This window comes from Serratia sp. EC4, from assembly GCF_059652115.1.
In genome coordinates this window covers 774101-786769 of record NZ_JBNIDE010000001.1, presented here as the reverse complement: position 1 = coordinate 786769, position 12669 = coordinate 774101, and the positions used below count along the sequence as shown (strand labels likewise).

General features: G+C 61.8%; 16 protein-coding genes. 11 read left to right on the top strand and 5 right to left on the bottom strand.

Annotated elements, in window-relative coordinates:
- Nucleotides 1-2: 2 nt before the first annotated feature.
- The 8 genes from ACP39K_RS03680 (at nucleotide 3) to ACP39K_RS03645 (ending at nucleotide 8517) form a co-directional block, all read left to right on the top strand.
- Nucleotides 3-1619, top strand: a complete 1617-nt coding sequence (locus tag ACP39K_RS03680; protein WP_033640017.1) for a methyl-accepting chemotaxis protein — start codon at nucleotides 3-5, stop codon at nucleotides 1617-1619.
- A gap of 37 nt (nucleotides 1620-1656) precedes the next feature.
- Entirely contained in the window at nucleotides 1657-2529 is an 873-nt protein-coding gene (cheR, locus tag ACP39K_RS03675; RefSeq protein WP_025159837.1) for a protein-glutamate O-methyltransferase CheR, read from the top strand.
- Entirely contained in the window at nucleotides 2529-3578 is a 1050-nt protein-coding gene (locus tag ACP39K_RS03670) for a protein-glutamate methylesterase/protein-glutamine glutaminase (protein ID WP_015378262.1), read from the top strand. The genes cheR and ACP39K_RS03670 overlap by 1 nt, the downstream gene beginning before the upstream one ends.
- 102 nt (nucleotides 3579-3680) lie before the next feature.
- Complete coding sequence (gene cheY, locus ACP39K_RS03665; RefSeq protein ID WP_004934862.1) at nucleotides 3681-4070, top strand: chemotaxis response regulator CheY; 390 nt, start codon at nucleotides 3681-3683, stop codon at nucleotides 4068-4070.
- Nucleotides 4071-4080: 10 nt separating this feature from the next.
- Nucleotides 4081-4725 carry a protein phosphatase CheZ gene (cheZ, locus tag ACP39K_RS03660; protein WP_004934858.1) on the top strand — a complete coding sequence of 215 codons (645 nt, stop codon included), beginning with the start codon at nucleotides 4081-4083 and terminating at the stop codon, nucleotides 4723-4725.
- 165 nt (nucleotides 4726-4890) lie between these two features.
- Complete coding sequence (gene flhB, locus ACP39K_RS03655) at nucleotides 4891-6042, top strand: flagellar biosynthesis protein FlhB (protein ID WP_033640021.1); 1152 nt, start codon at nucleotides 4891-4893, stop codon at nucleotides 6040-6042.
- Nucleotides 6035-8113 carry a flagellar biosynthesis protein FlhA gene (gene flhA, locus ACP39K_RS03650; protein WP_016927291.1) on the top strand — a complete coding sequence of 693 codons (2079 nt, stop codon included), beginning with the start codon at nucleotides 6035-6037 and terminating at the stop codon, nucleotides 8111-8113. The genes flhB and flhA overlap by 8 nt, the downstream gene beginning before the upstream one ends.
- Nucleotides 8113-8517 carry a flagellar protein FlhE gene (locus ACP39K_RS03645; protein ID WP_243810301.1) on the top strand — a complete coding sequence of 135 codons (405 nt, stop codon included), beginning with the start codon at nucleotides 8113-8115 and terminating at the stop codon, nucleotides 8515-8517. The genes flhA and ACP39K_RS03645 overlap by 1 nt, the downstream gene beginning before the upstream one ends.
- A 2-nt stretch (nucleotides 8518-8519) precedes the next feature.
- Here the strand turns inward: ACP39K_RS03645 and ACP39K_RS03640 are convergent, their stop codons facing one another.
- From ACP39K_RS03640 to flgA, 5 genes are all read right to left on the bottom strand, one after another.
- A complete protein-coding gene (locus tag ACP39K_RS03640) occupies nucleotides 8520-8822 on the bottom strand; it encodes a helix-turn-helix domain-containing protein (RefSeq protein WP_212562495.1) in 303 nt (100 codons plus the stop codon).
- On the bottom strand, nucleotides 8815-9189 hold the full coding sequence (locus ACP39K_RS03635; protein WP_033640023.1) for a type II toxin-antitoxin system RelE/ParE family toxin: 375 nt from the start codon (nucleotides 9187-9189) through the stop codon (nucleotides 8815-8817). Before ACP39K_RS03635 ends, ACP39K_RS03640 begins: the two co-directional genes overlap by 8 nt.
- Nucleotides 9190-9419: 230 nt before the next feature.
- Nucleotides 9420-9854, bottom strand: coding sequence for a flagella synthesis protein FlgN (locus ACP39K_RS03630; protein ID WP_016927294.1), 435 nt, complete (start codon nucleotides 9852-9854; stop codon nucleotides 9420-9422).
- 39 nt (nucleotides 9855-9893) lie between these two features.
- Entirely contained in the window at nucleotides 9894-10205 is a 312-nt protein-coding gene (flgM, locus tag ACP39K_RS03625; protein WP_016927295.1) for a flagellar biosynthesis anti-sigma factor FlgM, read from the bottom strand.
- 129 nt (nucleotides 10206-10334) lie between these two features.
- Complete coding sequence (gene flgA, locus ACP39K_RS03620) at nucleotides 10335-10988, bottom strand: flagellar basal body P-ring formation chaperone FlgA (protein ID WP_048795391.1); 654 nt, start codon at nucleotides 10986-10988, stop codon at nucleotides 10335-10337.
- A 160-nt stretch (nucleotides 10989-11148) separates the two neighbouring features.
- Between flgA and flgB the strand changes: the two genes are divergently transcribed.
- The 3 genes from flgB to flgD are packed head-to-tail and all read left to right on the top strand — an operon-like array spanning nucleotide 11149 to nucleotide 12662.
- Nucleotides 11149-11562 (top strand): flagellar basal body rod protein FlgB, encoded by a 414-nt coding sequence (gene flgB, locus ACP39K_RS03615; protein ID WP_015378256.1) that lies wholly within the window; start codon nucleotides 11149-11151, stop codon nucleotides 11560-11562.
- A gap of 5 nt (nucleotides 11563-11567) precedes the next feature.
- Nucleotides 11568-11972 carry a flagellar basal body rod protein FlgC gene (gene flgC, locus ACP39K_RS03610; protein WP_004934826.1) on the top strand — a complete coding sequence of 135 codons (405 nt, stop codon included), beginning with the start codon at nucleotides 11568-11570 and terminating at the stop codon, nucleotides 11970-11972.
- A gap of 12 nt (nucleotides 11973-11984) precedes the next feature.
- Nucleotides 11985-12662, top strand: a complete 678-nt coding sequence (gene flgD, locus ACP39K_RS03605) for a flagellar hook assembly protein FlgD (protein ID WP_016927297.1) — start codon at nucleotides 11985-11987, stop codon at nucleotides 12660-12662.
- The last annotated feature ends 7 nt before the right edge of the window (nucleotides 12663-12669 follow it).

The window sequence follows — 12669 nt, the reverse complement described above, 5'->3', positions numbered from 1 at the left end:
CAGTGTTTAACCGAATCCGTATCTCTACCAGCTTGTTCCTGTTGTTGATGACCTTCTGCGTTCTGCAGTTGGCCAGCAGCGGCCTGTCGTATTCCGCGTTTCGCTCCGATAACCACAACCTCGACATCATCACCCTCGGCAGCCAGCAGCGCGATTCGCTCAGCCTGAGCTGGGTGTCGCTGTTGCAGGCCCGCAATACGCTGAACCGCGCCGGCACCCGCGCGGCGCTGAAACTGCCGCAGGAGCAGGTGAACGAATTGATGAGCAGCGCCCGCAGTTCGCTGCAGAAGGCCGACCTCTATTTCAATCAGTTCATGGCGGTTGAACGCAGCAGTGAACAGCAGAACCAGCAGACGGCCACCACCAAGGCCAGCTACGAGCGGCTGCGCGGCGCGCTGCGTGAACTGATCGGTTTCCTGGAAAAGGGCGAGCTGCAGGCGTTTATGGATCAGCCGACGCAGAAAACCCAGGACCTGTTTGAGGCTGACTTCGTGCAGTATTTGCAGTTGGTCAACGGCGACATCAGCGAGGCTCGAGACGCCAACCAATTCTCCTTCACGCTGGCGGGCCTGATGCTGGCGGGGGCGGTCTTGATGCTGATCGTGGTGACCGGCAGCGCCATGTGGTGGTTGCGCACCATGTTGGTACAGCCGCTGAACCAAATCCGCAGCCACTTTGAACGCATCGCCGCCGGCGATTTGGCGACGCCGATTCAAGTGTATGGCCGCAATGAAATCAGCATGTTGTTCGCCAGCCTGCAACGCACGCAGCAGTCGCTGATCGGCACCGTCGGCGCGGTGCGCGACGGTGCGGAGTCGATTCTGATCGGCCTGCAGGAGATCGCCGAAGGCAATAACGATCTCTCTTCCCGCACCGAGCAGCAGGCCGCTTCGCTGGAAGAAACCGCCGCCAGCATGGAACAGCTGACCGCGACGGTGAAACAGAACGCCGACAATGCGCGGCAGGCCTCTCAGCTGGCGCGCGACGCTTCGGCCACCGCGGCCAAGGGCGGCGAACTGGCCGGGGACGTGGTCACCACCATGCACGATATCGCCAACAGTTCGCAGAAAATCGGCGCCATCACCAGCGTGATCGACGGCATCGCCTTCCAGACCAACATTCTGGCGCTCAATGCGGCGGTGGAAGCGGCGCGCGCCGGCGAACAGGGGCGGGGTTTCGCCGTGGTCGCCGGCGAGGTGCGCAACCTGGCGAGCCGCAGCGCGCAGGCGGCGAAAGAGATCAAGGTGCTGATCGACGAATCGGTCAGCCGCGTCAAACACGGCTCGGTGCTGGTGGAAAATTCCGGCGCCACCATGCAGGACATCGTGCGTTCGGTGACGCGCGTAACCGACATCATGGGCGAGATCGCCTCGGCATCGGATGAACAGAGCCGCGGCATCGAGCAGGTGACGCAGGCGGTGACCCAGATGGATCAGGTCACCCAGCAGAACGCCGCGCTGGTGGAAGAATCCGCTTCTGCCGCCACCGCGCTGGAAGAGCAGGCCATTACCCTGGCCGACGCAGTCGCGGTATTCCGTCTGGCGGACGATAACTTCGTCGCGTCAGGTAACAGCAGCAACGCAGTTTCACCCGTGGTAAAGGAAGCCCAAGATTGTTAAACCGCATAAGCAGCACGTTTTTCTCCGGTGAGGCGGCATGAAACAGGCGCCGTCAACTTCTAACCGGGATACAGCGTCGATGTTGACGCAAATGGTGCAGCGTCTGCCGCTGTCGGACGTGCATTTTCGCCGTATCAGCCAGTTGATTTATCAACGCGCCGGCATCGTGCTGGCGGAGCATAAGCGCGAGATGGTTTACAACCGCCTGGTGCGCCGGCTGCGGCTGTTGGGATTGCACGATTTCGGCGACTACCTGGCGCTGCTGGAAAGCGATCCTAACAGCGCGGAATGGCAGGCGTTCATCAACGCGCTGACCACCAACCTGACGGCCTTTTTCCGCGAGGCGCATCACTTCCCGATCCTGGCGGAACATGCGCGCTCGCGGCCGAACGGCTACAGCGTCTGGAGCACCGCGGCCTCGACCGGCGAAGAGCCGTATTCGATCGCCATCACGCTGAGCGATGCATTGGGTCAGCGGGCCGGCAGTTGCCAGGTCTGGGCCAGCGACATCGATACGCAGGTGCTGGAAAAAGCGGAGGCGGGCGTTTACCGCCAGGAAGATCTGCGCACCCTGACGCCGACCCAAATGCAGCGCTATTTTCTGCGCGGCACCGGGCCGCATCAGGGGTTGGTGCGCGTGCGGCCGGAGTTGGCGGCGCGAGTGAACTTTCAGCCGCTGAATCTGCTGGCGCCGGAGTGGGCGCTGCCGGGGCAATTCGACGCCATTTTTTGCCGCAACGTCATGATCTATTTCGATAAGGCGACGCAGGAGCGCATCCTGCGCCGCTTCGTTCCCTTGCTTAAGCCGGGGGGGCTGATGTTCGCCGGCCACTCCGAGAATTTCAGCCAGATCAGCCGGGATTTCTACTTGCGTGGGCAGACCGTGTATGGGCTGACCAAGGAGAGGTAATGAGTAAAATCAGAGTGTTATGCGTAGACGATTCGGCACTGATGCGCCAGCTGATGACGGAAATCGTGAACGGCCATGCCGACATGGAAATGGTGGCGACCGCGCCGGATCCGCTGGTGGCGCGCGATCTGATCAAAAAATTTAATCCTCAGGTGCTGACGCTGGACGTCGAGATGCCGCGCATGGACGGGCTGGATTTCCTCGAGAAGCTGATGCGCCTGCGGCCGATGCCGGTGGTGATGGTCTCTTCGCTGACCGGAAAAGGCTCTGAAATCACGCTGCGCGCGCTGGAGCTGGGCGCGGTGGACTTCGTCACCAAACCGCAGCTCGGCATTCGCGAGGGCATGTTGGCCTACAGCGAGCTGATTGCCGAGAAGATCCGCACCGCCGCCAGAGCGCGCCTGCCGCAGCGCTCCAGCAGCCCGGCGCCGGCGATCCTCAGCCATGCGCCGCTGTTGAGCAGTGAAAAACTGATCGCCATCGGCGCTTCCACCGGCGGCACCGAAGCGATTCGCCAGGTGCTGCAGCCGCTGCCGGCCACCAGCCCGGCGCTGCTGATCACTCAACACATGCCGCCGGGATTCACCCGTTCGTTCGCCGAGCGGCTGAACAAGCTGTGCCAGATCACGGTGAAAGAAGCGGAGGACGGCGAGCGCGTGCTGCCGGGCCACGCCTACATCGCACCGGGGGATCGCCACCTGGAGCTGACGCGCAGCGGCGCCAACTATCAGGTGAAGCTGCATGACGGCCCGGCGGTCAACCGCCATCGCCCGTCGGTCGACGTGCTGTTCCGCTCGGTGGCGCAATACGCCGGCCGCAATGCGGTGGGGGTGATCCTCACCGGCATGGGCAACGACGGGGCGGCGGGGATGCTGGAGATGCACCGCGCCGGGGCTTATACCCTGGCGCAGAACGAGGCGAGCTGCGTGGTGTTCGGCATGCCGCGCGAGGCGATCGCCAGCGGCGGCGTCAGCGAAGTGGTCGAGCTGGACAGAATGAGCCAGCGCATGCTGGCGCAGATCGCCGGCGGCCAGGCATTGCGCATTTGATTTTAGTCCGCAGGGCCTACCCGGCGGCGATATGACCCAGGTTCGCCGCGCGGCGGCCTGCGGTGTTGCATCATTAAACGGTTAACTATTTCAGGAGTAACAATGGCAGACAAAAACCTCAGATTTCTGGTTGTGGACGACTTCTCCACCATGCGCCGCATCGTCAGAAATCTGCTCAAAGAGTTGGGCTTCAACAATGTCGAAGAGGCTGAAGACGGCGCGGATGCGCTGAACAAGCTGCGCGCCGGCGGTTTCGACTTCGTGGTGTCCGATTGGAACATGCCGAACATGGACGGACTCGAGCTGTTGCAAACCATCCGCGCCGACAGCGCGCTGGCCGCGATGCCGGTACTGATGGTGACGGCGGAAGCCAAGAAAGAAAATATCATCGCGGCGGCGCAGGCCGGCGCCAGCGGTTATGTAGTGAAACCATTTACGGCGGCGACGCTGGAAGAAAAGCTCAACAAGATTTTTGAAAAATTGGGCATGTAAGGAGAGGGCGATGAGAGACATTCCAATGCCTGCCAGCGATGCAGCGACCGCGGGAGAGATCATATCCCGCATCGGCCAACTGACCCGAATGCTGCGCGACAGCATGCGCGAACTGGGGCTCGATCAGGCGATCGCCCAGGCGGCAGAGGCGATCCCGGATGCGCGCGACCGTCTTGACTATGTCGTAACCATGACGGCGCAGGCGGCGGAACGGGCGTTGAACTGCGTGGAGGCGGCGCAACCGCGCCAGGCGGAGCTGGAATCCGGCGCCAACGCGTTGAAAGGGCGCTGGGACGAGTGGTTCGCCAATCCCATCGAACTGGACGACGCGCGTTCTCTGGTCAACGACACGCGTCAGTATCTGGATCAGGTGCCGGGCCATACGGCCTTTACCAACGCCCAGTTGCTGGAAATCATGATGGCGCAGGACTTCCAGGATCTGACCGGTCAGGTGATCAAGCGCATGATGGACGTGGTGCAGGAGATCGAAAAGCAGCTGCTGATGGTGCTGATGGAAAACATGCCGGAGCAGCCGGTGAAGGAAAAACGGCCGAACGACAGCCTGCTGAACGGCCCGCAGCTCGACCAGAACGGCGTCGGCGTGATCGCCAACCAGGCGCAGGTCGACGATCTGCTCGACAGCCTCGGTTTCTGAGGCTTTTCGGGGCGCGCGACGGCGCGCCCCGACAACAAGCCACGCAGTTTTCGTCTCATCCCCTAAATAACCCGCCTTTTTCCCCGTTGTTCCGCCAATGACATCGCCAATTTTTTGGCATGCTGACCGCCATTCTTTACCCTCCCGATACAGGAACGGCGTTTCGTGGCTGAAGACAGCGATCTGGAAAAAAGCGAGGCCCCCACGCCCCACAGGCTGGAGAAGGCGCGTGAAGACGGCCAGATCCCGCGCTCCCGCGAGCTGACCTCGGTGCTGATGCTGCTCTCCGGCCTGGCGATTATCCTGATGTCCGGCAGCAACATGGCGCAACAGCTGGCGGCGATGCTCACGCAAGGTCTGAACTTTGACCACGGCATGGTCAGTAACGACAAGCAGATGCTTCGCCAGCTCGGCATGCTGTTGCGACAGGCGGTGCTGGCGCTGCTGCCGATCATGGCGGGATTGGTGCTGGTGGCGCTCGCCGCGCCAATGCTGTTGGGGGGCATTCTGTTCAGCGGCAAGTCGATTAAATTCGACATGAAGCGGCTAAACCCCCTGTCCGGGTTGAAGCGCATTTTTTCCAGCCAGGTGTTGGCCGAGCTGCTGAAAGGGATCCTGAAAGCGACGTTGGTCGGTTGGGTCACCGGTCTTTATCTGTGGCACAACTGGGCGGCGATGCTGCATCTGATGACTCAGCAGCCGCTCGATGCGCTGGGCAATGCGCTGCAGATGATCCTGTTCTGCGGTTTTCTGGTGGTGCTGGGGCTGACGCCGATGGTGGCGTTTGACGTGTTCTACCAGCTGTGGAGCCACTTCAAAAAGCTGAAGATGACCAAGCAGGATATTCGCGACGAATTCAAAGACCAGGAAGGGGACCCGCACGTCAAGGGGCGCATTCGTCAGCAGCAGCGGGCGATCGCCCGGCGCCGCATGATGGCCGATGTGCCCAAGGCGGACGTGATCGTCACCAACCCGACGCACTACGCCGTCGCGTTGCAGTACAACGACAAAAAAATGAGTGCGCCGAAAGTGCTGGCCAAAGGGGCCGGTGAAATCGCGCTGCGCATTCGCGAGCTCGGTGCGGAGCACCGCATCCCGATGCTGGAAGCGCCGCCGCTGGCGCGTGCGCTGTATCGGCACAGCGAGATCGGCCAGCATATTCCGGCCACCCTGTATGCCGCGGTCGCCGAAGTGTTGGCCTGGGTATACCAACTGCGCCGCTGGCGGCGCGAGGGCGGCCTGATCCCGAAAAAACCTGAACGTTTACCGGTGCCGGAAGCACTGGATTTTGCAAGAGAGAGTGACTCTGATGGCTAATTTGGCCTCCCTGCTTCGTTTGCCGGGCAATTTTAAAGATACGCAGTGGCAGGTGCTGGCCGGCCCGGTGCTGATCCTGCTGATTCTGTCGATGATGGTGTTGCCGTTGCCGGCGTTTATCCTCGACCTGCTGTTTACCTTCAACATTGCGCTGTCGATCATGGTGCTGCTGGTGGCGATGTTCACCCAGCGCACGCTCGAATTCGCCGCTTTCCCGACCATCCTGCTGTTCTCCACGTTGCTGCGTTTGTCGCTCAACGTCGCGTCGACGCGCATCATCTTGCTGGAGGGACATACCGGTTCCGCCGCCGCCGGCCGCGTGGTGGAAGCCTTCGGCCACTTCCTGGTGGGCGGCAACTTCGCCATCGGCATCGTGGTGTTCATCATCCTGGTGTTAATCAACTTCATGGTGATCACCAAGGGGGCGGGGCGTATCGCCGAAGTGGGCGCGCGTTTCGTCCTGGACGGCATGCCGGGTAAACAGATGGCGATCGACGCCGATCTGAACGCCGGCCTGATCGGTGAAGACGAAGCGAAGAAACGCCGCGCCGAAGTGACCCAGGAGGCCGACTTCTACGGCTCGATGGACGGCGCCAGTAAATTCGTGCGCGGCGACGCCATCGCCGGCCTGATGATCATGGTGCTGAACGTGGTTGGCGGCCTGTTGGTCGGCGTGGTGCAACACGGCATGGAACTGGGGGCGGCGGCGGAAAGCTATACGCTGCTGACCATCGGTGACGGCCTGGTGGCGCAGATCCCGGCGTTGGTGATCTCCACCGCCGCCGGCGTTATCGTCACCCGCGTCGCGACCGATCAGGATGTCGGCGAGCAGATGGTGGGCCAGCTGTTCAACAATCCGCGCGTGATGCTGCTGAGCGCCGGGGTGCTGGGCCTGCTGGGCCTGGTGCCGGGCATGCCGAACCTGGTGTTCCTGCTGTTTACCGCGGCTCTGCTGGGCCTCGCCTGGTGGCTGCGCGGCCGTGAACAACAGGCGCCGAAAACGGTGGAAGATCCGGTGATGCCGGAGAATCCGCAGGCCGCCGAGGCCAGCTGGGCCGACGTGCAGTTGGAAGATCCGCTGGGGATGGAAGTGGGCTACCGGTTGATTCCGATGGTCGACTTTCAACAGAACGGCGAGCTGCTTGGGCGTATCCGCGGGATCCGCAAGAAATTTGCCCAGGACATGGGGTATCTGCCGCCGGTGGTGCACATTCGCGACAACCTGGAACTGCCGCCAGCCAGCTACCGCATCCTGATGAAAGGCGTCGAGATCGGCAGCGGTGAAGCGCAGCCGGGCCGTTGGCTGGCGATCAACCCCGGCAATGCCGTTGGGGAGCTGGCGGGAGACAAAACCGTCGATCCGGCCTTTGGGCTCGAGGCGGTGTGGATCGACAGCGCCTTGCGCGAGCAGGCGCAGATCCAGGGCTTTACCGTGGTGGAAGCCAGCACCGTGGTGGCGACACACCTCAATCACCTGATCGGCCAGTTTGCCAGCGAGCTGTTCGGCCGCCAGGAGACCCAGCAGTTGCTGGATCGCGTGTCGCAGGAGATGCCTAAACTGACCGAAGACTTCGTGCCGGGCGTGGTGTCGCTGACGACGTTGCACAAGGTGCTGCAAAACCTGCTGGCCGAACGCGTCTCTATCCGCGATATGCGCACCATCGTCGAAACGCTGGCGGAACATGCCCCGGCGCAGAGCGATCCTTATGAGCTGACGACCGTGGTGCGGGTGGCGCTGGGCCGGGCGATCACGCAGCAGTGGTTCCCGGGCAACGGCGAGATTCAGGTTATCGGGCTGGATACCCAGCTGGAGCGCTTGTTGTTGCAGGCGTTGCAGGGCGGCGGCGGCCTGGAGCCGGGGCTGGCCGATCGCTTGCTGGATCAGGCGCGCCAGGCGCTGCAGCGGCAAGAGATGCTCAGCGCGCCGCCGGTGCTGTTGGTTAACCATGCGCTGCGTCCTTTACTGGCGCGCTTCCTGCGTCGCAGCCTGCCGCAGCTCGTGGTGCTGTCCAACCTGGAGATTAACGACGATCGCCAGATTCGCATGACCTCGACCATTGGAGCCGCCTGATGAAACGCTGTTTGTTCGTATTTTGTTTGCTGGCGCCGCTCGCCGCCTATGCGGTGTCCGGCTCCTGGGTGGCCGAAGGGGCGGGCGTGACGCTGGAACAGGGCGGCATGCGTGATGAATCCGCCGCTTTGCGGCCGCCGAACGCGCTGCCGGATGCCCATGCGCGCATCACCCGCGTTAGCTGGCACTACCGTTTGCTGGGGCCGGAGCCAGTGGGGCTGCAGGCGCAGCTGTGTACGGTGAACCGCTGCATTCCACTGGGCGGCGGCAGCGGCAGCAGTGACGGTCTGCAGGGCGAGCCGGCCAATGCGGAATTGCGCTTTATCTATTACGTGCAGTCGCAAGGCGGGTTGAACCCGCCGCTGCGGGTGATTGGCAATCAGGTGATCGTCAATTATCAGTAACATCAGGCCAGAATTTGCAGGCCGTTGCGTTCCACCAGCGTCAGCAGTTTCATCGCGGCGGAGTTCGGTTGCGCTTCGCCGCGCTCCCATTTCTGCACCGCTTTTTTGCTGACGTTGAGATACAGCGCAAATACCGGCTGACTGACGTTTTCCCGTTCGCGCAGCGCGCGGATCTCGGCCGCCCCGAACTGCTTCACCGGCCGCAGGCACAGCATGTCGAAGGTGCGCATGGTCACGTCGTCGACGAAACCGGTGCGGTGCAGCCCCTGAACTTCCTGGTGGATCTCGGCAAGAATTTTACTCATCGCTTAGCCTCCGTAACTCCCTGTTGTTGACCAGCTGGTAGAGTCTGAATGGCGAATAATCCAGATACAGCGCAGCCAGATGTTTCAATCCCTGTAACTCATCCGTACTGATGTTTTCTCTCTCACTTTTGGCAAAGCCGCGCATAAAAAACAGGCGTTCTTCATCGCGAAAAACGATCAGTACCCGATAGCCGCCACGTTTGCCCGCACCAGCCCGAGCGATGCGCTTTTTGTATACGCAACCGCCAAGATTGGCGTCGTACAGCTGATGTTGCATCTCTCGCGCCGCTTTCACTATCGTGGCATCACTGATGCGCTCGCGTGCGGCAAAACCCTGAAAGGTTTTGGTGAGATAAATGTCGACCATTCGCTCTCCCTGCGAATCTATACCCGTTAAGGGTATATTTCAAGTGGTTTAAAAATAACCACAGGGTGACAAGCGGCCAAAGGGAAAGAAACAGCCAAATTCACGCCATGCGCAGCCTGGCGCAAAGTCTTAAGTGAATTCAAAGAGTGATAGGGAGAAAATGCGAGGGGATGCGCTGAAGCCGGTTAACGCGCGCCCGGTGATAGGCTCACCGGGCGAAATGAGTCAGGTCAGACGCCGATTTTTCTGCCGAGCAGACTGCCGGCGTGCGACTGGCCATCTGGGCCATACAGCGATTTGTTGTTTTTGCTGAGGATGGCCAGCGCCTGCGCGTTATGGTCGATCTGCTGATTGAGCAGCAGACCGTTGTGCTGGTTCTTTTCGCGCAGCGTTTGGCTCAGCAACTGAACGCGCTGCCAACGATCGGCCAGGGGCGCTTGGCTGGCATAGGGGGCGCGTTGCCCGCAGGTTTTTTCCTGCCCCAGGCGCTGTTGCTCGAGGTAAGCGACCGTCGCCAGCAGTTGGCTTTTGGCATCGGTGACGCGCTGCAAGGCCACGCCCGGCAACTGGCCGGAGCACAGCAAGTCGTGCTCTTCCTCCAGCACGCCGTTGAGCGCCTGCAGCGTTTCCAACAGTTTGTCCAGCAGTTGTGCCAGGTTTTCCATAGTAATGACTTATCCTTTACCGCTACTCGCCGCGCGCTGTCAGTCGCGTCCGGCGATCCATTGAACATCGCTCTGCGCGTCTTGCAGCAGCGCATCGGCGATTTTGCCGGCGTCCATCTTCAGTTCGCCGTTGCGGATCGCCTGCTTGATGGCCTCGACCCGACCCATATCGATATCCTGGGTGCCCGGCTGCATCAGGCGCGCCTGCGCCTCGCTCAGTTTGACCTGCGTGCCGCTGACGGCGGTTTCCGCCACGGCGGCCTTGCGCGATTGGAGCGGGTTGTCGGCCGGGGTTTCTCGCGGTTGCACAGTGGAAACCGGCTGTAACCGCTGGGTGCGATCGATACTCATGGTCCATCTCCGTTTACGCCGTGACCGCTCGCGGGCGACGACGCTGCAATGAAAGTTTTGCGGCCCTGGTGGCCAATAAAATGCTGCTTGATTTGTCTTATCGGCAAGGTTTGCGGAACCTTTACTTTTTTATAACGTAATGCGGATCGCGCCGTCGTCCCCGACCACGCCGCTGACGATCTGCCCGGAGGCCATGCGCACCCGCACGCTGTCTTCGGCGGCGGCGTTGTTCATCGCCTTGCCCGCACCGCTGATGCTGAATCCTTCGCCCTGTGCGTTGACCTGCACCGGTTGCCCTGCCTTGATAATCCAGGCGCGGCGCAGCATGGCGAGGGTCAGCGGCTGACCGGGGCTGATGTTGCGCAGGCTGACGGCGCCCAACGCTTTGCCCGCTTCGGTCAGCGCGCGCGGCGGCAGGGTATCGAGCCGGCCTGCTTTCAACGCCAGATCCGCCGCCGTCAACCGGCTGCCGGCGCTGATGCCGCGCGCCGAAACGAGATAGCGGCCGAACACCTGCACCTGCGTCTGGATAAAACGCCGCTCCTGGCCACAGCGCGCCGAAATGCTGACGTTGCCGCCGATCCGCGCGTTGGGCGGCAGCGACAGCTGCGGCAGTTCGCAAGCGGGCCATTGGTTCGGCGGCGTGCGCACCCGCACTTTTACCTGTACCGGTTCACCGCTGAACTTGCCCTGGATGAAGCTTTCGATTTGCGTCGCCAGATCGTCGGCGCGCGCGTTCAGACTGCACAGCAGGCCGATAAGCAGCAGCATTTTACCTTTCATCGTCATCTTCTCAAGCTTCATCGGGATACGCGTAAGTGTACCCGCAGCGCGCGCAGGCTAAGCAGATAAATAGCGCCCCATTTTGCGTTTATTCCCGCGATAGGGTGGCGCAGGGGGCGTTTATGCTGTCGACTCCAAATTCTAACCTCGCGGAGGGAGCATGCTCGACAAACTGGACGCGGCTCTGCGCTTTGGCCAAGAGGCGCTGAACTTGCGCGCCCAGCGGCAGGAAATTCTGGCCGCCAACATCGCCAACGCAGACACGCCGGGTTATCAGGCGCGGGATATCGATTTCGCCAGCCAATTGAACAAGGTGCTGGAGCAGGGGCGCGTCAGCGGCAACGGCATGGCGCTCAACCTGACGGCGGCGCGCCACATCCCGGCGCAGACCCTGCAGCCGCCACAGCTCGATCTGCTGTTCCGAGTGCCGGACCAGCCGTCGATGGACGGCAACACGGTGGACATGGATCGCGAACGCACCAACTTTGCCGATAACAGCCTGAAATATCAGACCGACCTGACGCTGCTCAATGGGCAGATCAAAGGGATGATGTCCGTGCTGCAACAAGGATAAGGCGCATGTCTTTACTGAATATTTTTGATATCTCCGGCTCGGCGTTATCGGCGCAATCCCAGCGCATGAACGTCAGCGCCAGCAACATGGCCAATGCCGACAGCGTGACCGGCCCGGACGGCGAACCTTACCGCGCCAAGCAGGTGGTGTTCCAGGTCGCGGCGGCGCCGGGGCAACCGACCGGCGGCGTGCGCGTCGCCCAGGTGGTGGACGATCCGGCGCCCGAGCGTCTGGTGTATCAGCCGGGCAACCCGCTGGCGGACGCCAAGGGGTATGTGCGCATGCCGAATGTCGACGTGGTAGGGGAAATGGTCAACACCATCTCCGCTTCCCGCAGCTACCAGGCCAACGTCGAGGTGCTCAACACCACCAAGTCGATGATGATGAAGACCCTGACGCTGGGTCAGTAACCGGAGCTTCCCATGGCTATTGCCGCAACCACCAACGAGTCGTTGGATAACACCGTCATCGGTAACAACAGCAAAAATACCAACAGCCAGGATCTGCACAACAGCTTCCTGACGCTGCTGGTGGCGCAGTTGAAAAACCAGGATCCGACCAATCCGATGCAGAACAACGAGCTGACGTCGCAGCTGGCGCAGATCAACACCGTTCAGGGTATCGAAAAGCTTAACACCACGCTGGGGTCGATCTCCGGCCAGATCAACAGCAACCAGTCGCTGCAAGCCACCGCGCTGATCGGTCACGGCGTGATGGTGCCAGGCAACAACATTCTGGTCGGCAGCAAGGATGGCAAGGTCAGCACCACGCCGTTCGGCGTGGAACTGGAGCGCGCCGCCGATCAGGTGACCGCCACCATCACCAACGCCAGCGGGCAGGTGGTGCGCACCATTGAAATCGGCGGCCTGACCGCCGGCGTGCACGCCTTCACCTGGGACGGCTCGCTGGATGACGGCTCCACCGCGCCCGACGGCGCCTACAAAGTGGCGATTAACGCCAAAGGCAACGGCGAGCAACTGGTGGCGCGCAGCCTGCACTTCGGGCTGGTGAACGGCGTGATCCGCGACGGCAACGGTGCCAAGCTGGATCTCGGCCTGGCGGGCAACGCCACCCTGGAAGACGTGCGACAGATCTTATAACCCCAAG

What these genes read in the sequence shown, in the direction of transcription:
- cheR (WP_025159837.1), top strand. Translation starts at nt 1,657, where the DNA reads ATGAAACAGGCGCCGTCAACTTCTAACCGGGATACAGCGTCGATGTTG.
- ACP39K_RS03670 (WP_015378262.1), top strand. Translation starts at nt 2,529, where the DNA reads ATGAGTAAAATCAGAGTGTTATGCGTAGACGATTCGGCACTGATGCGC.
- cheY (WP_004934862.1), top strand. Translation starts at nt 3,681, where the DNA reads ATGGCAGACAAAAACCTCAGATTTCTGGTTGTGGACGACTTCTCCACC.
- cheZ (WP_004934858.1), top strand. Translation starts at nt 4,081, where the DNA reads ATGAGAGACATTCCAATGCCTGCCAGCGATGCAGCGACCGCGGGAGAG.
- flhA (WP_016927291.1), top strand. Translation starts at nt 6,035, where the DNA reads ATGGCTAATTTGGCCTCCCTGCTTCGTTTGCCGGGCAATTTTAAAGAT.
- ACP39K_RS03645 (WP_243810301.1), top strand. Translation starts at nt 8,113, where the DNA reads ATGAAACGCTGTTTGTTCGTATTTTGTTTGCTGGCGCCGCTCGCCGCC.
- ACP39K_RS03640 (WP_212562495.1), bottom strand. Translation starts at nt 8,822, where the DNA reads ATGAGTAAAATTCTTGCCGAGATCCACCAGGAAGTTCAGGGGCTGCAC.
- ACP39K_RS03635 (WP_033640023.1), bottom strand. Translation starts at nt 9,189, where the DNA reads ATGGTCGACATTTATCTCACCAAAACCTTTCAGGGTTTTGCCGCACGC.
- ACP39K_RS03630 (WP_016927294.1), bottom strand. Translation starts at nt 9,854, where the DNA reads ATGGAAAACCTGGCACAACTGCTGGACAAACTGTTGGAAACGCTGCAG.
- flgM (WP_016927295.1), bottom strand. Translation starts at nt 10,205, where the DNA reads ATGAGTATCGATCGCACCCAGCGGTTACAGCCGGTTTCCACTGTGCAA.
- flgA (WP_048795391.1), bottom strand. Translation starts at nt 10,988, where the DNA reads ATGAAAGGTAAAATGCTGCTGCTTATCGGCCTGCTGTGCAGTCTGAAC.
- flgB (WP_015378256.1), top strand. Translation starts at nt 11,149, where the DNA reads ATGCTCGACAAACTGGACGCGGCTCTGCGCTTTGGCCAAGAGGCGCTG.
- flgC (WP_004934826.1), top strand. Translation starts at nt 11,568, where the DNA reads ATGTCTTTACTGAATATTTTTGATATCTCCGGCTCGGCGTTATCGGCG.
- flgD (WP_016927297.1), top strand. Translation starts at nt 11,985, where the DNA reads ATGGCTATTGCCGCAACCACCAACGAGTCGTTGGATAACACCGTCATC.